The organism is Enterobacter sp. B79-1, assembly GCF_057444735.1.
This window is the reverse complement of record NZ_JBYAZJ010000004.1, coordinates 136,105-155,472: the sequence shown is the minus strand read 5'-3', so window position 1 is coordinate 155,472 and position 19,368 is coordinate 136,105. Positions and strand designations below refer to the sequence as shown.

19 protein-coding genes are annotated in these 19,368 nt (G+C 56.4%); 4 read left to right on the top strand and 15 right to left on the bottom strand.

From position 1 onward, the window contains the following. Window positions 1-39: 39 nt before the first annotated feature. Window positions 40-546: a G/U mismatch-specific DNA glycosylase gene (gene mug / locus AC2T6E_RS13615; RefSeq protein ID WP_089601111.1), complete on the top strand. Its 507-nt coding sequence runs from the start codon at window positions 40-42 to the stop codon at window positions 544-546. Window positions 547-576: 30 nt separating this feature from the next. Here the strand turns inward: mug and AC2T6E_RS13610 are convergent, their stop codons facing one another. The 5 genes from AC2T6E_RS13610 to rpsU form a co-directional block, all read right to left on the bottom strand. Further along, window positions 577-2,574 carry a TonB-dependent receptor domain-containing protein gene (locus tag AC2T6E_RS13610; protein ID WP_486692163.1) on the bottom strand — a complete coding sequence of 666 codons (1,998 nt, stop codon included), beginning with the start codon at window positions 2,572-2,574 and terminating at the stop codon, window positions 577-579. Window positions 2,575-2,584: 10 nt separating this feature from the next. Further along, window positions 2,585-3,634 (bottom strand): 7-bladed beta-propeller protein YncE, encoded by a 1,050-nt coding sequence (yncE, locus tag AC2T6E_RS13605; protein ID WP_486692161.1) that lies wholly within the window; start codon window positions 3,632-3,634, stop codon window positions 2,585-2,587. A gap of 162 nt (window positions 3,635-3,796) precedes the next feature. After that, window positions 3,797-5,668: an RNA polymerase sigma factor RpoD gene (gene rpoD, locus AC2T6E_RS13600; protein WP_260662717.1), complete on the bottom strand. Its 1,872-nt coding sequence runs from the start codon at window positions 5,666-5,668 to the stop codon at window positions 3,797-3,799. A gap of 123 nt (window positions 5,669-5,791) precedes the next feature. Further along, the gene (gene dnaG, locus AC2T6E_RS13595; protein WP_089599648.1) at window positions 5,792-7,537 is read right to left on the bottom strand and encodes a DNA primase; all 1,746 of its coding nucleotides are present in this window, start codon (window positions 7,535-7,537) and stop codon (window positions 5,792-5,794) included. Window positions 7,538-7,652: 115 nt separating this feature from the next. Next, complete coding sequence (rpsU, locus tag AC2T6E_RS13590) at window positions 7,653-7,868, bottom strand: 30S ribosomal protein S21 (protein WP_001144069.1); 216 nt, start codon at window positions 7,866-7,868, stop codon at window positions 7,653-7,655. 236 nt (window positions 7,869-8,104) lie between these two features. Between rpsU and tsaD the strand changes: the two genes are divergently transcribed. Beyond that, on the top strand, window positions 8,105-9,118 hold the full coding sequence (gene tsaD, locus AC2T6E_RS13585; protein WP_010435734.1) for a tRNA (adenosine(37)-N6)-threonylcarbamoyltransferase complex transferase subunit TsaD: 1,014 nt from the start codon (window positions 8,105-8,107) through the stop codon (window positions 9,116-9,118). Window positions 9,119-9,149: 31 nt separating this feature from the next. Here tsaD and AC2T6E_RS13580 read toward each other — a convergent pair whose 3' ends face one another. After that, window positions 9,150-9,830 (bottom strand): LuxR C-terminal-related transcriptional regulator, encoded by a 681-nt coding sequence (locus tag AC2T6E_RS13580; protein ID WP_120158603.1) that lies wholly within the window; start codon window positions 9,828-9,830, stop codon window positions 9,150-9,152. A gap of 339 nt (window positions 9,831-10,169) precedes the next feature. On the opposite strand from AC2T6E_RS13580, the gene AC2T6E_RS13575 reads away from it, so the two are divergent. Beyond that, window positions 10,170-10,718, top strand: coding sequence for a hypothetical protein (locus AC2T6E_RS13575; RefSeq protein WP_486692156.1), 549 nt, complete (start codon window positions 10,170-10,172; stop codon window positions 10,716-10,718). A gap of 44 nt (window positions 10,719-10,762) precedes the next feature. Further along, window positions 10,763-12,163 (top strand): S8 family serine peptidase, encoded by a 1,401-nt coding sequence (locus AC2T6E_RS13570; protein WP_486692154.1) that lies wholly within the window; start codon window positions 10,763-10,765, stop codon window positions 12,161-12,163. A gap of 33 nt (window positions 12,164-12,196) precedes the next feature. Here AC2T6E_RS13570 and ureG read toward each other — a convergent pair whose 3' ends face one another. The 9 genes from ureG to AC2T6E_RS13525 all read right to left on the bottom strand — a co-directional run bounded on the left by ureG (window position 12,197) and on the right by AC2T6E_RS13525 (window position 19,332). Beyond that, window positions 12,197-12,814 carry an urease accessory protein UreG gene (gene ureG, locus AC2T6E_RS13565; RefSeq protein ID WP_486692152.1) on the bottom strand — a complete coding sequence of 206 codons (618 nt, stop codon included), beginning with the start codon at window positions 12,812-12,814 and terminating at the stop codon, window positions 12,197-12,199. 9 nt (window positions 12,815-12,823) lie between these two features. After that, window positions 12,824-13,498: an urease accessory protein UreF gene (locus AC2T6E_RS13560; RefSeq protein ID WP_486692150.1), complete on the bottom strand. Its 675-nt coding sequence runs from the start codon at window positions 13,496-13,498 to the stop codon at window positions 12,824-12,826. Then, window positions 13,498-14,037 (bottom strand): HupE/UreJ family protein, encoded by a 540-nt coding sequence (locus AC2T6E_RS13555; RefSeq protein WP_063144822.1) that lies wholly within the window; start codon window positions 14,035-14,037, stop codon window positions 13,498-13,500. Before AC2T6E_RS13555 ends, AC2T6E_RS13560 begins: the two co-directional genes overlap by 1 nt. 9 nt (window positions 14,038-14,046) lie before the next feature. Continuing rightward, the gene (ureE, locus tag AC2T6E_RS13550; protein WP_182401792.1) at window positions 14,047-14,505 is read right to left on the bottom strand and encodes an urease accessory protein UreE; all 459 of its coding nucleotides are present in this window, start codon (window positions 14,503-14,505) and stop codon (window positions 14,047-14,049) included. A 9-nt stretch (window positions 14,506-14,514) separates the two neighbouring features. Further along, complete coding sequence (gene ureC / locus AC2T6E_RS13545; protein ID WP_486692147.1) at window positions 14,515-16,218, bottom strand: urease subunit alpha; 1,704 nt, start codon at window positions 16,216-16,218, stop codon at window positions 14,515-14,517. Beyond that, entirely contained in the window at window positions 16,211-16,525 is a 315-nt protein-coding gene (locus tag AC2T6E_RS13540) for an urease subunit beta (protein WP_348553213.1), read from the bottom strand. Before AC2T6E_RS13540 ends, ureC begins: the two co-directional genes overlap by 8 nt. 10 nt (window positions 16,526-16,535) lie before the next feature. Further along, window positions 16,536-16,838, bottom strand: coding sequence for an urease subunit gamma (locus tag AC2T6E_RS13535; RefSeq protein WP_006811999.1), 303 nt, complete (start codon window positions 16,836-16,838; stop codon window positions 16,536-16,538). Window positions 16,839-16,848: 10 nt separating this feature from the next. Then, window positions 16,849-17,676 (bottom strand): urease accessory protein UreD, encoded by an 828-nt coding sequence (locus AC2T6E_RS13530; RefSeq protein WP_148400547.1) that lies wholly within the window; start codon window positions 17,674-17,676, stop codon window positions 16,849-16,851. A 189-nt stretch (window positions 17,677-17,865) separates the two neighbouring features. After that, window positions 17,866-19,332 (bottom strand): MFS transporter, encoded by a 1,467-nt coding sequence (locus AC2T6E_RS13525; RefSeq protein ID WP_486692143.1) that lies wholly within the window; start codon window positions 19,330-19,332, stop codon window positions 17,866-17,868. Window positions 19,333-19,368: the final 36 nt, after the last annotated feature.

Sequence of the window (19,368 nt, the reverse complement as noted above, 5' to 3'; positions counted from 1 at the left end):
CCTTTATACTTCCATAACGATGTATCAGTGGGAGTAAAGATGATTAACGACATTCTGGCCCCTGGCCTGCGGGTAGTATTTTGCGGTATCAACCCGGGTAAATCCTCGGCGCACACCGGTTTTCACTTCGCTCATCCGGGAAATCGCTTCTGGAAGGTGATCTATCAGGCAGGTTTTACCGACAGGCTACTCAAGCCAGAAGAGGAGCAACACCTGCTGGATACGCGCTGTGGGATCACCATGCTGGTCGAGCGTCCTACGGTGCAGGCAACCGAGGTCAATCTGCATGAACTACGCAGCGGCGGGCGGGAACTGGTCAAGAAAATAGAGGATTATCAGCCCGCTGCGCTGGCTATCCTCGGCAAGCAGGCTTATGAGCAGGCATTCAGCCAGCGCGGGGCGCAGTGGGGTAAACAGAGCATTCGCATCGGCGTTACGCAGGTGTGGGTACTGCCAAACCCAAGCGGGTTAAACAGGGCAACGCTGGATAAGCTGGTTGAAGCCTATCGCGAACTGGATGAGGCGCTGATGGTGCGCGGGCTGTAGCTGCCGGAGCCAGAGGCTCCGGCACCACTGTCAGAACTCGAAGCGTGCGCCCATGTTGTAGCGGCGTCCTTCCAGCAGGGAAGACTGGTTATAGGACGTTTTGTAGATCGGGTTCACGTCGAACAGGTTGTAGACCCCCGCCATCAGCGTGATGCGCTTGTTGAAATGGTAGCGTGCGCCTAAATCAACCAGCGCATAGGCCTCTGTGGATGTCGATTTCCCGGTGTTCGGCGTGTTGCTGCGCCAGCTGGCTTTGGTCCACAGCTCAAGATCGTTAAGCGCGTTCCACGTCAGGGAGAGGTTGGCCATGCTGCTCGGGAATTCGTTCAGCGCTTCCCCCTTGTACTGACCGCTCTTTTGCTCGCTGTGCGTATAGGTGTAGTTCGCGTTAGCCTTCAGCGCGGGCGTGACCTGCCAGTCACCGTTCAGCTCCAGACCATAAATTTCCGCGTCGCTGACGTTGAAGTACTGGGAGACCTCTTCCGCTTCATAGCCGTTGTACACACACTTCTGCGTAGCCGTTGCGGTACAGATGGTGTAGTCGCTGATCTTGTCTTTAAATTTGGTGAAGAACACGGTGGCATCCAATGCCAGCGCGTCCTCTTGCCAGTAAACACCCAGTTCGGTGTTGACGCTCTGCTCGGGCTTCAGGTCGTTGTTACCGATGCCAATATAGGAATAAGGATACGAACCGTAAACGCTGGTGAAGCCTTCGTTGTTCTGGCGCAGATCCGGTTTTTTATAGCCCGCAGAGACGCCACCTTTCAGCGCCCAGCTTTCATCAATCGTCCAGTTACCGTAGAGTTTTGGCGTCACGTGGTAGCCAAAATAGCTGTCGTGATCGAGACGTGCTGAGGTGGTGAGGGTGAAGTCCGGCACCATCATCCAGGCGTCTTCGGCGAAGACCGCCCAGCCGTTACGCGTGATTTTGCTGACTGGCGTGACGCCCGGCACTTCCTTGTCTGCAATACCGAAGGTGTCGTCCAGCTCATTGCGGGTGAAGTTAATCCCCAGCGTTAGCTTGTGATCGCCAAGCGTGAAGGTGTTCGCGCTGTTGGCCTCGTAGTTACGCTGTTTGATGAACTGCGAGCTCATCCCCGGAACGCGATATTCGGTTTTGGCGTTCTCGTAGCTGACGAAGTTCTTCGCTTCCAGCAAATCGTCACCGTACCAGGCGTGCTGAGAAAGCGACGCAGCATCACGGTCAAAATCCCATTCCCAGGCTTTATCGTTGTGTGATTTTTCCTGATGCCCTTTAACGACATTTAGATCCCACAGTTGGGTATCGGTCGGCGACATGTTGATGGTCGCGTCCAGATTCCCGGCCTGGTGCTTTACAAAGCGCTCATCGTTCTGGCTGTCGTCATCGCGACGGTCCAGATAATCCGCCGCCACGCTCACCCCGAGTTTGCCGGGAATAATCGGCCCCATCAGGAAAGCGTTGGTCTGGTTGGTGTTGCCGTACTCGCTCTTCTCCTGCAGGAAGTAGTTATCTTCCAGTACGCCGGTCCATGTATCCAGGTTGTAGCCTTTTTTGGTGATGACGTTCACCACGCCGCCAATGGAGTCAGAGCCATACAGGGAGGACATTGGCCCACGGATCACCTCAATGCGCTCGATAGCGGCAAGCGGAGGTAAAAAGGCCGCTTCGGTGCCGATGTGGTGCCCGTAAGGGCGGGATTCGCGGGTGCCCTGTTTGATGCCGTTCACCATATAAGAGGTATAGGTCGAGTCCATGCCGCGCATCTGCACATCACCCGTGGCCAGGCTTCCGTTACCGTTGCCCACTAATACGCCAGGCATCTCACGAAGCGCCTCGGTGACGTTCTGGTTCGACCGGGTGTTAAGCTCTTTTTCACCGACGACAGAGATGGTGGCCGGTGCTTCGCGGCGTTCCTGCGCGAAACCGGTAGCGGTGACGACAAGCTGATCTTCATCTGCCGGGGTAGTTTCCTCGGCGAAAACCGCCGCAGGAAGGGTGGCGAGGGCGAGCGACATCGCCAGCGCCGTTCGTGTCTGGTTCATCACATCGCACTCCTCAGAATGGGGTTAAATCGAGTTTGAGCACATAGTCAGCCTTGTTGGCCTTTTCATCCTGTTTCACGCTGACGAACAGCGTTTTGTTGTCAGGGGAAAGCACCATGCTGTTTGGCATCGCCGCCGTTGTGACGGTGTGTTTCAGGCTGTAGGTATTGGCATCGATAACGCTTATCTGACGGGCATTGCGATGGGTAACATACACTTCATCGCGCGCAGGGTTGTAGACCGCGGCAATAGAGTTCGGTGTTGGAACGCGATGAACAATTTTGCCGGAGTCGAGCTGGACAACCAGTACGTCACGGGTGTTGGTATCCGCAATAAAACCAACGCCTTTGGCAGTGTTCAACGCGATGTTCAGGAAGTAGTGTTTAGGTTCAGCGGGGTCAACCTTCACGCGGGAGAGAACCTGAGAGGTTTTGCCATCCAGGGTAATTAGCTCGCCTTTGCCGGTCACAGCGTAAACTTTATCGCCTGCTTCATCGACCGCAAAACCGACCGGATCCATCTGTTTGTGGGTCAGCAGCAACGTCTGTTTTTGCGTGTCGACGACCCACAGCACGCCTTTGCCTTCGCTGCCGATGCCGGAGACATACAGGCGGTGGTGTTTCTTATCAAGAACCACTTCGCGGACGTGTGCTTTATTCTCAGCATCCGCAAGCTGGAGGGTTTTCACTTCTTTGTTGGTGCGGGTATCCAGCAGTGTCAGTGAGCCATCAAGCGCGTTGCCTAACCACAGGATATGACTGGCATCATCCAGTGAAACCGCAAACGGGCGGCGCTGGGTAGTAATGCGCTCATTAACGTTTAGTGAATCGGCCGCAAGCTGGAACACTTCACCGGCGGTTTTGTCTTTCTCGAAAGAGGGGGCAGAGGCCGCGTAGACTGCCTTTTGTCCAGCGTCATAAGCCAGTTCGTAAACGCCGTGACCCAGCGGCTGAGAGGTAAACTGATCTTCCGTGAAGTCCTTTGCCAAAACAGAACCCGCGTGAAGTGCCAGGGAAATCGCGAGCGCACAGAGGGATTGATTTTTTAATGTTTTGAAATTCATGTAATTTTTCTTTACAGTAGTTTACGAAAAGAAAAATGATAATGAAAATAAATATCATTTACAATTGCATATGTAAGCGGTCACCCCTACTAATTTTTGTACTCCCGGTAGAAAATCCCCAAAAAAAAACTCCCCGCAGGGAGTTTTTGCTGTCAGGACAGATTAGTCGTCCAGGAAGCTACGCAGCACTTCAGAGCGGCTTGGATGACGCAGCTTACGCAGCGCCTTCGCCTCGATCTGACGGATACGTTCGCGGGTAACGTCGAACTGTTTACCCACTTCTTCCAGCGTGTGGTCGGTATTCATATCGATACCGAAACGCATACGCAGTACTTTTGCTTCACGGGCGGTCAGGCCAGCCAGAACGTCGTGCGTGGCAGCACGCAGGCTCTCGGTGGTGGCAGAGTCCAGCGGCAGCTCGAGGGTGGTATCCTCGATGAAATCACCCAGATGCGAATCTTCATCATCACCGATTGGTGTTTCCATGGAGATTGGCTCTTTGGCGATCTTCAGCACTTTACGGATCTTGTCTTCCGGCATCAGCATGCGTTCAGCCAGCTCTTCCGGCGTCGGCTCGCGGCCCATCTCTTGCAGCATCTGGCGGGAGATACGGTTGAGCTTGTTGATGGTCTCAATCATATGCACCGGAATACGGATGGTGCGCGCCTGGTCTGCGATAGAGCGGGTGATCGCCTGACGGATCCACCATGTCGCATAGGTAGAGAACTTGTAACCACGACGGTATTCAAACTTATCTACCGCTTTCATCAGACCGATGTTGCCTTCCTGAATCAGATCCAGGAACTGCAGACCACGGTTGGTGTATTTCTTGGCGATAGAGATAACCAGACGCAAGTTCGCTTCAACCATCTCTTTCTTCGCACGGCGGGCTTTCGCTTCGCCGATGGACATACGACGGTTAATGTCTTTTACCTGCTCAATGGTCAGGCCAGTTTCTTCTTCGATCTGCTGAAGTTTCATCAGGCCGCGCTGCACATCGTCTTTCACATCATGCAGTTTTTCTGACCACGGTTTGTTCATCGCGATAGCCGCGTTGAACCAGGTCTCGCTGGTTTCGTTGCCGGTGAAGAGGGTTATGAAGTTCTTCTTCGGCATTTTGCACTGTTCAACGCACAGCTTCATGATGATACGTTCCTGGGTACGTACGCGATCCATCATGACGCGCATGCTGTTCACCAGGTAATCGAACTGTTTTGGCACCAGGCGGAACTGTTTGAACACTTCAGACAGCTTCAGGATCTCTTCCTGAGCGGCGGCATGACTGCGGCCTTTCGCTTTGATGGTGTCACGCGTGACTTCGTACTGGGTACGCAGCTCACCGAACTTCTCACGTGCCAGCTCAGGGTCGATGCTGTTGTCGTCGTCGCTGTCGTCTTCTTCTTCCTCATCTTCGTCTTCGTCGTCATCCATCTCTTCCTGAGACAGTTCTGAACCGACGTGAGTGGCGGTAGGCGCCATATCTTCTTCAGCGTTCGGATCGACAAAGCCGGTGATCAGATCGGACAGGCGAGCTTCTTCAGCTTCAACGCGATCGTACTGTTCCAGCAGATAGGTGATGGCTTCCGGGTATTCAGCAACAGAACACTGAACCTGGTTGATCCCGTCTTCGATGCGTTTAGCGATGTCAATTTCGCCTTCGCGGGTCAACAGTTCAACGGTACCCATTTCGCGCATGTACATGCGGACCGGGTCAGTGGTACGCCCGATTTCAGATTCCACGCTGGACAGTACCTGTGCAGCAGCTTCTTCCGCATCTTCGTCAGTGTTGTTGGAGGTTTCAGCCAGCAACAGATCATCGGCATCCGGTGCTTCTTCCATCACCTGAATACCCATGTCATTGATCATTTGGATGATGTCTTCGATTTGATCTGAATCGACGATATCTTCCGGCAGATGGTCATTGACCTCGGCATAGGTCAGATAGCCTTGCTCCTTACCGCGTTGGACAAGAAGTTTCAGCTGTGACTGCGGGTTTTGCTCCATAAGACGGTATCCACACTTATTTCGTTTGATTGGTGTCGGCGATGGGGCTGCCAACCTTTAAAGCGAGGGCGTACTTATATTTTTGCCGCTGCCTCTCAGTGCGGCTGCCGGGGGCTTCCCGATCGATATTCGGCACTTAAGCCGTTAAATTTTTTATTTCTTCGCCAGTTCCTGGTTAATCATCCAGAGCTCCCGGCGTTCTTCGCTGCTCAAACCGTGTGTGCGCTCGCGAGCTATCAACTCTTCCTGGCGCAACTCAAGCATCGAATCAAACATATGGTTGAGCGAGTCGGTGAACGTTTTTTCTGCAATGTCCTTATCTGCTATATCGTCCCACATCGACAATTTTTCAAGGGTAGCGGCCTCTTTTGTGCCGCGATAATGTTCTAAAAGTTGTCCGGTGGTCAGACCTGGCTGAGACAAACAAGTGTTGACCAGTTCTGAAAATAAGCCAAGTCCGGGCAATTTTTCGTGGTTCAAACCCGCCAGCGACGGCACTTGCGGAGCAAGCTCGGGGTTTTGCACCAGTAACCCTATCAGTATACGCATGGTTGTGCGTTTTAGCTGAGGCGCGGCGCGAACCGCACCGTTTTCAGCCTGTTTAGGCATTAAACGTTCAAGCTGGCTATCGTCCAGAATGCCGAGCTTGTTGCCTAGCTCCTGACGCAGATAGATGCGCAGCGTTTCGCCAGGCACCTGGCTGATTAACGGCAGCGCCAGCGTACTGAGCTGCGCGCGCCCGTCAGGGGTACTCAAATCGACCTGCGGCATCAGGCTGTTAAACAAAAACGTGGAGAGCGGCTGAGCCTGCTCCATCCGCGCTTCAAACGCCGCTTTGCCCTCTTTACGCACCAGCGTATCCGGGTCTTCACCGTCGGGCAGAAACATAAAGCGTAGCTGACGCCCATCGGTCATATAAGGTAGCGCGGTTTCCAGCGCTCGCCAGGCGGCGTCACGTCCTGCGCGGTCACCGTCGTAACAGCAGATGACGTTGTTGGTCACCCTGAACAGCAGCTGAATATGATCGGCTGTCGTGGACGTACCTAACGACGCAACCGCGTAGTTGATGTCGTACTGCGCCAGCGCCACGACGTCCATATAGCCTTCGACGACCAGCAGACGCGGAGGTTCCGCATTATCCTGCTGCGCCTCATAAAGACCGTACAGCTGGCGGCCCTTATGGAAAATATCGGTTTCCGGGGAGTTGAGGTACTTCGGCAGGGCATCACCCAGCACGCGACCACCAAAACCAATTACCCGGCCTCGCTTGTCGCGGATCGGGAACATCACCCGTTCACGGAAGCGGTCGTAGCTTCGTCCCTGGTCGTTGGTGACCAGCATGCCTGCATCGATGAGAGACTTACGATCTTCGCTATTGCCGCCAAAACGCTTTAACACGTTGTCCCAGCCGGGCGGGGCGTAACCAATAGCGAAACGCGCAATGACATCGTCGCTCAGTCCGCGCTTGTTCAGATACTGACGCGCAGGCTCAGCCGCAGAGTGCTTAAGAGACTGTTGGTAAAACGAATTCAGGCCATCCATCAGTTGATACAGCGTTTGCCGTTGATGGCGCTCGATCTGACTTGGCCCACTGCCTGCTTCATACGGCACTTCAAGGTTATGCATCGCCGCCAGCTCTTCGACGGTTTCAACGAACTCGAGCTTGTCGTAGTTCATCAAAAAATCGACGGCATTACCGTGTGCGCCACAGCCGAAGCAATGGTAGAACTGCTTTTCACCGTTTACGGTGAAGGAGGGGGTTTTTTCATTATGGAACGGACAGCACGCATGGTAGTTCTTGCCCTGCTTTTTTAGCTTTACCCGCGCGTCGATGAGATCGACGATGTCGGTTCTGGCAAGCAGGTCATTGATGAAAACGCGTGGGATTCTTCCGGCCATATGCCCCAAAATTTTAAGCGACTTATAAACGAAAACAAGCCGCGCATTCCTTCCGGAAGCACGGCCTTACGACTATTACTCTGTCTGTCAATTGAGGGCTGAGGCCCTCAACCAATTAGTACAGACGAGTACGGCGTGCGTTTTCGCGAGCCAGTTTCTTCGCGTGACGTTTCACAGCGGAAGCTTTAGCGCGCTTACGTTCGGTCGTTGGTTTTTCATAAAACTCACGACGACGAACTTCAGCCAGAACACCTGCTTTCTCGCATGAACGTTTGAAGCGACGCAGTGCTACGTCGAACGGCTCGTTTTCACGTACTTTAATTACCGGCATGTAACTCTCACCTTTAATAAATTCGGTTTGCCGCTGGCATCAACGCCAGCTTATTTCAAAATGGTGCGGAATTTTACTGCAAATGCTGCTGCTTTGTAAAGCACCGATGCGATTTTGAAAGGGACTTTAATAAGGGTGAGGAGTATACACGAGCCTTCTTCCTGGGGCGAACAAAGTTTTACATCAACCCGCCCAGGCTCTACACTGCGCGGTATTGAAACGAGGTAAAACAAGTCATGCGTGTACTGGGTATTGAAACATCCTGCGATGAAACCGGCATCGCCATTTACGACGACGAAAAAGGGCTGCTGGCCAACCAGCTGTATAGTCAGGTGAAATTGCACGCTGACTACGGCGGCGTCGTGCCGGAACTGGCCTCTCGTGACCACGTGCGTAAAACGGTTCCCCTGATTCAGGCGGCGCTGAAAGAAGCCGGATTAACGGCAAAAGAGATTGATGCAGTGGCGTATACCGCAGGCCCGGGCCTGGTCGGCGCGCTGCTGGTTGGCGCAACGGTTGGCCGTTCGCTGGCGTTCGCGTGGGATGTGCCGGCCATTCCGGTTCACCATATGGAAGGGCACCTTCTGGCGCCGATGCTGGAAGAGAATCCGCCTGAATTCCCGTTTGTGGCGCTGCTGGTCTCCGGCGGCCATACGCAGCTGATTAGCGTAACGGGCATTGGCAAGTACGAGCTGCTGGGCGAGTCGATCGACGATGCCGCCGGTGAAGCGTTCGATAAAACCGCCAAGCTGCTGGGGCTGGATTACCCGGGCGGCCCGATGCTGTCAAAAATGGCGTCGCAGGGAACGGAAGGGCGCTTTGTCTTCCCGCGCCCGATGACCGACCGTCCGGGGCTGGACTTCAGCTTCTCCGGGCTGAAAACCTTCGCGGCCAATACTATCCGCAATAATGATAACGACGAGCAGACGCGTGCCGACATCGCCCGTGCGTTTGAAGATGCGGTGGTGGATACGTTGATGATCAAGTGCAAACGCGCGCTGGATCAGACCGGCTTTAAGCGCCTGGTGATGGCCGGTGGCGTAAGCGCTAACCGCACGCTGCGCGCGAAGCTCGCCGAAATGATGCAAAAGCGTCGCGGAGAAGTGTTCTATGCGCGTCCGGAATTCTGTACCGATAACGGCGCGATGATCGCTTACGCGGGTATGGTGCGCCTGAATGCGGGCGCAACGTCCGACCTGAGCGTGTCCGTGCGTCCGCGCTGGCCGCTGGCGGAGCTGCCTGAGGCCTGAACGGCTCTCCCGTCGTCGCGGCGGGGGAGTTTTATAACCTGATGTCGAACATCTCGTTCTTGATGATCAGAGAGTAAAGCTGGTAGTCGTTTTGCACATCCAGCTTTTCCATCGCCCGGATCTTATGCGCACTGACTGTTTTGATGCTCAGATGCATATGTTGTGCAATCTCCTTCAAATTTAATCCGTTACATATCAGACGCAGCACATCGATTTCCCGCGGCGAGAGTTTTTCAATATCTGTCATCTCATGACGAAAAAGCATATTTACCAGCTGACTTTCGATATAGATCTCACCTTTAAGAACTGTAGCAATCGCCTGGCTTAGGGTTTTCTCGTTGATATCCCGCGACAAATACGATCTGGCGCCTTCCTTTAGCGCCTGACGAATAAACATGGCGTTTGCATAGGGCGAGAGCAGGATAATGCTGAGCGTAGGATAAGTCTGATGGAGCCATTTCAACAGCTTCAGACCGTCCATACCCGTGAGAGGAGAGCGATTAAAGCTGGTTGTCAGTGAATAGCTGAGGATAACGATATCGGGGTTATGCTGGCCAAGAAGCGACAGAAGTTCTGCGGAAGAGGCTGCTTCACCGGTCAAAACACATCTCTGATTCATGCCTGAGGCGGGTAACGAGAGCGGTTGCATCATTGAGGATAAGCCGCGGCGAATCAACGAGGATTCTTCAGCGATAACGATTTTAATGTCCATAATGATGCGTCGTATTAACCCTTACATGATAATGGCGGGGTTGGAATCCCTCGCAAGATATATCGTTATTAAAATCCAGGCTGCGGTAAAATAGCAGTAACAATGAGAGTATTTTTAGCGGCGGCGGATATTGATTATTTCATTATGCTTAATCTTTACGGTTTTTGTATCCAGGTGTATCCTCGCGTTGCGAAATATAAAGAAACGAGGTATAGATTTTTCTTATTCAATTATAGAAAGATCGTTCCCCCAGATTAGGAAGTTCTTATTCATCACGGTGCATGTATCACAGATACTGAAAAAGGAGAAATGTCGATTCACAAAGGAACCGTGATTACCATGAAAAAAAGTACCTTGTCCCTTTTTATTTGTGCAGCAATTTCATTTTCCGCTACGGCAGAAAATCATGTGCAAAATGAGTTTGCACATGACAATGCGACCTACACAGCAATTGTACTCAAGCTAAAACCCACTACAGGTTTGCTAAAAGCGACAAACAATAAAATTACCCTGAATGATCCTTCCCTTATCACCACAAATATGTTTCGGCCGACTAATTTGCGGAGTTCAAATCAGTCATCCGTGTTAACGGAACTCAATAAACGCTATGGCTTTGACCGTTATCTGCGTATCGCGTTACCGCAAGATAAACGTCAGGATAAAACCTACATTAACCATATTATTACTGAGCTGGAGCAGAATCAGAACGTAGAGTTTGTTTATCCGGAGGCCGAACCGGTGTCGCTGGATGAAAACGCCCTTACGCCGCAGGTTAAATCTTCGGTAAATAATAATTTAACGTCTGCTGCCGTTCCGGATTTTCGCAATAAGCAGGATTATCTCAAAGCACCTGATGTTAAGCGCGCCGGTTATTATATGGGGGCGTAAACCGCGAAAGCGTTGATCGCTATGCAGGCAGTGCGGGTGAAGGGGTGACGATTATTTCAACGGAGATTTATCCCTGGAATACCCACCACCTCAACTTACCGCCAATGAGCCTCAGCTCTGGAAAGACAACGTATGTTGAAAAGCAAGATCATGACACCGCTTCCGTCGGGATTATGGCAGCGAAAGATATTGGCACCGGTATTCGAGGGATAAGCTGGAAAAGCCGACTGGGGTACGCGGCCTCAGCGCATAATAACCTCTATAATTTAATTCCGTTGCTAAACGCTGGCGATGTGGTGCAGATCGGGGTACACGTAGCGGGCGGTTATCCAGCGGGTTGTCAGAAGGATTGCTGGGTGGCAATGGAGTCCGAGCCCGCCTATTACGATGTGATTAAAGCGCTGACGGATAAAGGCGTTCACGTTATTGAGGCGGCAGGTAACGGGAACGTCAACCTGGATAGCCCAGGCTTCCAGGGGGAGTTTGACGTGAACGTGCGGGACTCCGGGGCTATCCTGGCGGGTGCGTTTTGTGCAAAAGACGGTAAAAAAGCGTCGTTCAGCACCTATGGTTCGCGCGTCACCAGCTCTGCATGGGGCTGCTGGGACGTAGTGAGCACAGGTTATGGCGATCTCTATAAAAATGGCGGCGTTAACGATTCTTATACCGCGACGTTTGCCGGAACTTCTTCCTCGAACCCGATTATTGCGGGTGTGGTAGCCAGCCTGTCAGGCATCGCCAAAGCCAACGGTATTACCGTGACACCGCTGCAGATGCGTCAGATTCTGGCGGAGACCGGAACGCCACTGGCCAACGGAGATTCGGCAAAAGTGGGTACTCAACCTGACATGGAGCGTGCGGTGGCCCGTATTATGGCGCTCAAAGACGGTAGCACGCCTGTCGTGCCGGCTCCAACGGCTGTGGCAGGCGCAGATTACGCTCTGGTTTCTCCGACCACGGGGGTGATCACCTACGCGCTGGACGGCAGTAAGAGCCTGAATGCCAAATCGTATAACTGGCGTGTGACGAAAGGGGCAGAAACCTTCTCGCTGGAGGCGACACTGAACGGCACGCTGGTGAAGAGCGTGGACAGCGCGCATGCCTATGCCGTCATTCCTGCCAACAGCGAGGGTGAAGCGACCTTTACACTGACGACGACCGGCGCGGATGGGCGAACCGCGACGGACAGCATGACCATCATCGTCAGTAAACCGGCGGTACCGGCTAAGGATGACACCCCGGCAAAAGATGACACACCGGTAAATCCTGCGGCACCGGCCTATAACGCCAAAATTGCCTATCCAACCCGATGCGCCAAAGTGTCTTACAACGGTAAAGTTTGGCTCAACCAGTGGTATGTCAACCCGGGGCAAGAAACGCCGGGAACCGGCGGCCAGTGGGGCGCATGGCGCCAACAAGGGTCTTCCAATAACAGCTGCAAATAACAATCACGGCCTGGCGTTATGCCAGGCCTTTTTTCAGATCCGCAGCATCCCTTTCTCTTCCAGAAACGCAATGATCTTCGCCAGCCCGTCACCCGCTTTCAGGTTGGTAAACGTCCACGGACGCTCGCCGCGCATGCGATTAGTGTCGCGCTCCATTACCTCCAGCGACGCCCCCACGTACGGCGCGAGGTCGGTTTTATTGATCACCAGAAAATCGGATTTGGTGATTCCCGGCCCGCCCTTGCGCGGGATTTTTTCCCCTTCGGCCACGTCGATCACGTAAATAGTCAGATCCGCAAGCTCCGGGCTGAAGGTCGCGCTCAGGTTGTCGCCACCGCTTTCAACGAAGATCAGATCCAGATTGCCGAACTTCTCGCTTAACGCTTCCACCGCCGCCAGGTTCATTGAGGCGTCTTCGCGGATGGCCGTGTGCGGGCAGCCGCCCGTTTCCACGCCCACGATGCGCTCCGGCTCCAGCGCACCCGCCTCGGTCAGGATGCGCTGATCCTCTTTGGTGTAGATATCGTTGGTCACCACCGCGAGATGGTAGGTATCGCGCATCGCCTTGCAGAGCGCTTCCAGCAGCGCGGTTTTGCCCGACCCTACCGGGCCGCCCACGCCCACGCGCAGGGGATGTTTGTAATCAGCCATATTGACTCCTCAGGAACGGAATAGTCGTGAATATTGGGTTTCGTGGCGCGCGGAGGCGATGGCGGAAAGCGGCGTTGCTGCCCCCAGCGCGTCGTCGCGACGTAAAAATGCCTGTTCAACACCAGCGGCGTAGTGGTCGCCCAGGTCGATAATCAGCTGCTGCGCAGCCTGTTGCCCAAACGGCACCAGCTTGACGCCCGCCATCACCGCGCTCTCCATCCAGCTGTAGCCGAGGCTCAGCGCCAGCTCGCGCGCGCCAATACCCCAGCGCACGCCGAGCCAGGCCATGCCGCCGAGCTGGCTTTGCATAAACAGCGGTAGCCACTCGGGCGGACACTCAGGTTCCCAGCTCTTAATCAGTCGCGTAAAGGCCGCCCCGCGGTTGCGCTCTTCTTCGCGCAGCTCGCGCGTTTCCCGGCAGGCGAGAAGGTATGCCGTCCAGCGTTTTGCATGTGTAAGATCGCGTTGCTCACAGGCCTGATAAAGACGGATAAACAGCGGCAGATCGACGCAGAAAAAACTCTGCTCCATCTGCTGGATTTGCCAGCGTTTAAAGGCGTCGGCGTCCGTGACCCAGCCCGCCTCAACGGCCCACTCCAGCCCCTGCGACCAGGTAAACGATCCGACCGGCAGGCTACTGCTGGAGAGCTGCATCAGGCGCAGCCGCTGGCGGGCGTGCTCCATCAGCTCATCAACGCCAGCAGGGCGGAGACGATCAGCCCGCCGCCGAAGGTCTTACGCAGGCCGTCGTGACGACGCAGCAGCAGCCCCGCGGCAAAGCTGGCGCACAGCACCGTGGCGCTGGCCAGCATAAAGCCGCTGGTGAAGAGCCAGAAGCTGTGGCCGGACATCTCCACGCCGTGCGCCCAGCCGTGGAACATCGCCAGGGCAGGCACCGCCAGCAGCAGGCGGTTTTCAGTTTTAAACATCATCACGCCGGATACCGCCAGCGAGGCGATAATCAGCATCTCCATGCCGCTGAAGCCGCCGAGCAGGCTGCCCGCAATCGCACCGACAAGCATCATCCCGAGGGTGGCAAACGGCAGCAGGAGTTTGCGACCGCTCAGCGCCGAGAGCACGCCCGCACCGGTCAGCATCAGCAGATGATCGAGCCCGGTCAGCGGGTGGAGAAAACCGGCCTGAAAGCTGTCGGCACCGTGGCCGGGATGCGCGAGCGCGGGAACGGAAAAGGCCAGAAGCAGCAGAGGTAAATACTTACGCATGATTAATCCTTAATGTGAATGAGCGTGAGAGTGGCTGTGGGCATCGCTGGTGTAAGCGCCCGCTTCCGGTTCAAACGGCAGGCTGGCGTAGGCCACTTCCAGCCCGAACTGGCGCAGCATGTCGTCGAGAACGTGGTCGTGGTGATAGCGCAGCTCGCCGGGCATGATCTGCAGCGGCACGTGGCGGTTGCCCAGGTGGTAGCAGGCGCGGGCGAGCAGGAACGGATCGGCGCAGCGCACCACGGAAACCGACTCCGGGGCGGCGAACACCTCGACAACCTCGCTGCCGTCGTCGGTAGTCAGCAGGTCGCCCCCGCGCAGCAGCAGGCCGCGCGGCAGCATCAGCCCGGCTTCGCGGCCGTCGTTCAGCGATACGCGGGCGCGGCTTTTCACCCGTACGTCAATCGGCAGCGTGACGCTGGCGGTGACGGGGTGGGCATGGTCCAGGCGTTGGGTTAAATAGATCATCATCACTCCTCAAAACAGGAAATAGCGTTGCGCCATCGGCAGAACGTCAGCCGGTTCGCTGGTTATCAGTTCACCGTCGACGCGCACCTCGTAGGTTTGTGAGTCGACGGTGATATTCGGCTGCAGGCCGTTGTGGATCATGTCCGCCTTTTTCACCGTCCGGCAGCCTTTCACTACCGCCGTGGCGCTCTGCAGGTTGAGCTGCTGCGGGATGCCGTTCGCACTGGCGGCCTGCGAGATAAACGTCAGCCGGGTGGCGTGGCGCGCGGCACCCAGCGAGCCAAACATCGGGCGGTAATGCACCGGCTGCGGCGTCGGGATCGAGGCGTTGATATCACCCATCGGCGCGCAGGCGATCATCCCGCCCTTGACGATGGTGGCGGGTTTGACGCCAAAGAACGCCGGGGACCAGACCACCAGATCCGCCAGCTTGCCCGCCTCAATCGAACCGACTTCGTGGGCGATGCCGTGAGTGAGCGCCGGGTTAATGGTGTATTTGGCGACGTAGCGCTTCACGCGGAAGTTATCGTTCTCGCCGGTCTCTTCCGGCAGCGCGCCGCGCTGGACTTTCATGCGGTGCGCCACCTGCCAGGTGCGGATAATTACTTCTCCGACGCGGCCCATGGCCTGCGAATCTGACGAGGTGAGCGAGAATGCGCCGATGTCGTGCAGCACGTCTTCAGCGGCGATGGTTTCACGACGAATGCGGGATTCGGCAAACGCCACGTCCTCGGCGATATCCGGGTCAAGGTGGTGGCAGACCATCAGCATGTCGAGATGCTCGTCGATGGTATTGACCGTGTAGGGCAGCGTCGGATTGGTGGAGGAAGGCAGAATATTCGGGTGCGCGCAGGCGGTGATGATATCCGGCGCATGGCCGCCGCCCGCCCCTTCGGTGTGGAAGGTGTGGATGGTGCGCCCGGCGATGGCGGCCAGCGTGTCTTCGACAAAACCGGACTCGTTCAGCGTGTCGCTGTGCAGCGCCACCTGAATATCCATCTCGTCAGCGACCTCCAGCGAGCAGTTGATCGCTGCAGGCGTTGCGCCCCAGTCTTCGTGAATTTTCAGCCCGATAGCACCGGCGGCAATCTGCTCGCGCAGGGCATCCGGGTTGGAGCCGTTACCTTTGCCGAGCAGGCCGATATTCACCGGCAGGGTATCGGCAGCCTGCAGCATGCGGGCGATATACCACGGTCCTGGCGTGCAGGTGGTAGCGTTGGTGCCTGCCGCAGGCCCGGTGCCGCCACCGATCATGGTGGTGACGCCGGAAACCAGCGCCTCTTCCGCCTGCTGCGGGCAGATCCAGTGGATGTGGGTGTCGATCCCGCCAGCGGTGACGATCTTCCCCTCGGCGGCGATCACTTCCGTCGCGGCGCCAATCGGGATCGTCACGCCGGGCTGAATGTCCGGGTTCCCGGCTTTGCCCACGGCGAAGATCCGCCCGTCCTTGACGCCGATATCGGCTTTCACGATCCCCCAGTGATCGACGATCAGCGCGTTGGTGAGAACCAGATCCACGCAGGCGTCAGCGGTCATCTGCCCCTGGCCCATGCCGTCGCGGATCACCTTCCCGCCGCCGAATTTGACTTCTTCGCCGTAGATCGTGAGATCGTCTTCCACTTCGATCCACAGCTCGCTATCGGCCAGCCGCACTTTATCCCCCGTGGTGGGGCCGAACATATCGACATACGCCCGGCGTGAAATCTCAGCCATGTTTCACCTCTCCCATCACGGCACTGCGAAAACCGAAAATCCGCTGTGCACCCGCGATCTGCACCAGCGTTACTTCCCGCTTCTGGCCGGGCTCGAAGCGCACGGCGGTGCCCGCCGGGATGTTCAGTCGGTAGCCCCTGGTGGCTTCCCGATCGAACTTCAGCGCCGGATTGACCTCGTAAAAGTGGTAGTGCGATCCGACCTGGATCGGCCTGTCGCCGTGGTTTTCGACAACCACGCTTTGGGTTTCTCGCCCGACGTTAAAGCTGATATTGCCCGGTTTGATCTGATATTCACCTGGGATCATCACGCGCTCCTTAGACGATCGGGTTGTGGACGGTGACGAGCTTGGAACCGTCCGGGAAGGTGGCTTCCACCTGAATATCCGGGATCATCTCCGGGACGCCCTCCATTACCTGGTCGCGCCTCAGGACGTGGCGGCCCGCCTCCATCAGCGAGGCGACGGTTTCGCCATCGCGCGCGCCTTCCATAATGAAGGCGCTGATCAGCGCGACCGATTCCGGGTAGTTGAGCTTTACCCCGCGCGCAAGGCGGCGTTCGGCAACCAGCGCGGCGGTGAACAGCAACAGCTTGTCTTTTTCTCTGGGGGTCAGTTCCATAACGTTTCTCTTATGTCTGCCAGATACGCGGCGAACAGGCGGGTTTGGTGGTGAGGAGCGGGCGAAGCGACTGCCAGATATCGCGCATCACCCGCTGGCAAATCAGGTTGTCGTGGGAGAGAAAACGCACCGACAGCAGGCCATCGGTGAGCGTTGCCCCGGCATAATTTTCCAGTGGCGCGAGCCGCTCGCGTACCGCGTCGAGGTGATCGTCGACAGCCGGATAGAACAGCAGCGTGCCGAGCCAAGGATGTCCGGCTACGGGCGTGAGATCGCCGTCGCTAAGATGCTGGCGCTCAATCAGGCGCGGTTCGTCGTCGACCCACACCTCAAGACGGCTCTCCAGCGTGCCGTGGCTGAAGGTCTCACCGATCACCGGGCGGCCCAGGCAGTACAGCTCCCACGTCAGCAGCGTGCTGGAGGCCTTCAGGTGGAAGACGGAGCGCAACGCGGCATGCGCACCGGGAAAAATAATGGTGTCCTGCGGCAGCCATTCCAGGGTGGCGTCTTCATCGAGATAAAAGTGCTGGCTCAGACGGGCCTGCGGGCCGCTGCTGCGATAGAACTTGCTGGCACCGGGCATGGTGATAAGCACATGGCTTTTGGCGTCCAGCCGAACGGAAATGTCCAGCGTATCGCCACCCACAATCCCGCCGGGCGGGTGAAGCAGATAAAGGTGGCAGGTTTCCCCTTCGGGGTAAAACGGACGCTGGACGGTAAGCGGCCCGACGTGATGAGCGGAGTACAGGAAGGTTTTCTCAGGGGTGTGACAAAACTGCAGGGCAAGCGATGCCTGCCAGCCTTTGTATGAATTATCAGTGACCTGAGCTGCTAACATGCTGCATCCATCTGCTCATCATCGGGGTCGTTTCAGTATGCCCTGGCAGAAATGAAGGCTGTCATATGAGTCGCTTATGGATAAAAAACGGCTCATGTGATTTTCGCCCGGCGGCGCTACGCTTGCACGGGCCTACAAGATAATGCGCAGTGTAGGCCGGGTAAGCGCAGCGCCACCCGGCAGGAAAGGCTAGCGATAATCCTCCGCATCCACATCATACCCGGACGGCTCCCAGCGGATCGCCAGCAGCGACGCCAGGCCGATAAACGGTGCCAGCGCAATCACCCAGAACACGGCGGTATCCAGCGAAGCAACCAGCAGCGGGAACAGGAATAGCGACAGCGTCGAGCTGCTGCGCATCAGCGTCTGGTTGAGGCCCACGCCCACGCCGCGCAGCGAGGTCGGGTAGCTCAGTGACGCAAACGTCATGGTATGCGCACCCGGGCCAAAGCCCTGACCGAACAGGAATAGCGCCAGCATCGAAACAGCAAGCACCCCTTCAGAAGCACCTTCCGGTCGGCCTATCAGCGCCAGCCCGAGCAGCGCCACAAGCTGGCAGGCATAGCCCGCGAGCGACATCCGCCACGCGCCGAAGCGTGGAACATAGCGCACCGCCAGTAATCCGCCAACAAACGCAAACAGCAGGTTAAGCACCAGCGAGATCAAAATAGTGGTGAGCATCGACTGCACGAAGAAGCTTGAAATAATCACCGGCAGGCCAAAGGCCACGGCGTTATAGGCAAACGAGGAGACCACCGACAGCAGCGTGGCGAGGGTGGTACGCCGCAGATAATTGCCCCGGAACAGGTTGAGGTAGTTCGACCATTTTGCCTTGTTAACCACCGGCGCGGGCTGGTCAAGGGCATCCTGCGGCACGTGGGCGTTGATGTTGTACGACTGCCGCAAAATGGATGCCGCCTCTTTCAGGTTGCCCTGATTCGCCGCCCAGACCGGAGACTCGCTCATGTAACGGCTGCGAATGGCGATAATCACCAGCGCGGGCACCGCGCCAAAGCCGAGGATCAGGCGCCAGAGCCAGTCGCTGTGGCTTTCCGGCAGCACGGCGTAGAAGAAGAGCACCAGCAGGTAGGAGACGCTGATGGCCGCATACCAGGTAGGGCACCACATCGCGACGCTGGAAGCTTTGTTTCCCGGACCTTTCAGTCTGGCGAACTCGCTGAGAAACGCCATCGCCACGGGAAGGTCGATCCCTACGCCGAGCCCCATCACAAAGCGCGCGCCCGCCAGCACATATTCGTTCGGAGCCAGCGCACAGGCGATAGCGGCGACGACGAAGAAGACCATATCGGCCATAAACACGCGGTAGCGCCCGATTTTATCCGTGAGATAGCCGCCGAGCAGTGCCCCGACGATGGCACCGAAGGTAATGGCCGACGCCACCATGCCGGTGCCGGCAGGGGTTAAATTGAATTCGCGGGTAATGTCCTTGATGCCAAACGCCAGCGCGCCGAGATCGTACGCGTCGAGAAAAATACCGCCCAGCGCGATACCGACCACGATACGGGCGTTAGCCCGGCCCTGAGAGCCGTCGTTAATCAGACGTGAAACGTCCGATGCGCTGCGCACCCACTTGATGTCGCCATCCGGGGTGCTTCCTGCCGTTGAAAGGGGAGTTGTATCTGTGATTTCTGCCATTTTTCTTTTTGTGTGGTTGTGTTGTGTCTCTAACAG

What these genes read in the sequence shown, in the direction of transcription:
- mug (WP_089601111.1), top strand. Translation starts at nt 40, where the DNA reads ATGATTAACGACATTCTGGCCCCTGGCCTGCGGGTAGTATTTTGCGGT.
- yncE (WP_486692161.1), bottom strand. Translation starts at nt 3,634, where the DNA reads ATGAATTTCAAAACATTAAAAAATCAATCCCTCTGTGCGCTCGCGATT.
- dnaG (WP_089599648.1), bottom strand. Translation starts at nt 7,537, where the DNA reads ATGGCCGGAAGAATCCCACGCGTTTTCATCAATGACCTGCTTGCCAGA.
- rpsU (WP_001144069.1), bottom strand. Translation starts at nt 7,868, where the DNA reads ATGCCGGTAATTAAAGTACGTGAAAACGAGCCGTTCGACGTAGCACTG.
- tsaD (WP_010435734.1), top strand. Translation starts at nt 8,105, where the DNA reads ATGCGTGTACTGGGTATTGAAACATCCTGCGATGAAACCGGCATCGCC.
- AC2T6E_RS13580 (WP_120158603.1), bottom strand. Translation starts at nt 9,830, where the DNA reads ATGGACATTAAAATCGTTATCGCTGAAGAATCCTCGTTGATTCGCCGC.
- AC2T6E_RS13575 (WP_486692156.1), top strand. Translation starts at nt 10,170, where the DNA reads ATGAAAAAAAGTACCTTGTCCCTTTTTATTTGTGCAGCAATTTCATTT.
- ureG (WP_486692152.1), bottom strand. Translation starts at nt 12,814, where the DNA reads ATGGCTGATTACAAACATCCCCTGCGCGTGGGCGTGGGCGGCCCGGTA.
- AC2T6E_RS13560 (WP_486692150.1), bottom strand. Translation starts at nt 13,498, where the DNA reads ATGGAGCACGCCCGCCAGCGGCTGCGCCTGATGCAGCTCTCCAGCAGT.
- AC2T6E_RS13555 (WP_063144822.1), bottom strand. Translation starts at nt 14,037, where the DNA reads ATGCGTAAGTATTTACCTCTGCTGCTTCTGGCCTTTTCCGTTCCCGCG.
- ureE (WP_182401792.1), bottom strand. Translation starts at nt 14,505, where the DNA reads ATGATCTATTTAACCCAACGCCTGGACCATGCCCACCCCGTCACCGCC.
- ureC (WP_486692147.1), bottom strand. Translation starts at nt 16,218, where the DNA reads ATGGCTGAGATTTCACGCCGGGCGTATGTCGATATGTTCGGCCCCACC.
- AC2T6E_RS13540 (WP_348553213.1), bottom strand. Translation starts at nt 16,525, where the DNA reads ATGATCCCAGGTGAATATCAGATCAAACCGGGCAATATCAGCTTTAAC.
- AC2T6E_RS13535 (WP_006811999.1), bottom strand. Translation starts at nt 16,838, where the DNA reads ATGGAACTGACCCCCAGAGAAAAAGACAAGCTGTTGCTGTTCACCGCC.
- AC2T6E_RS13530 (WP_148400547.1), bottom strand. Translation starts at nt 17,676, where the DNA reads ATGTTAGCAGCTCAGGTCACTGATAATTCATACAAAGGCTGGCAGGCA.
- AC2T6E_RS13525 (WP_486692143.1), bottom strand. Translation starts at nt 19,332, where the DNA reads ATGGCAGAAATCACAGATACAACTCCCCTTTCAACGGCAGGAAGCACC.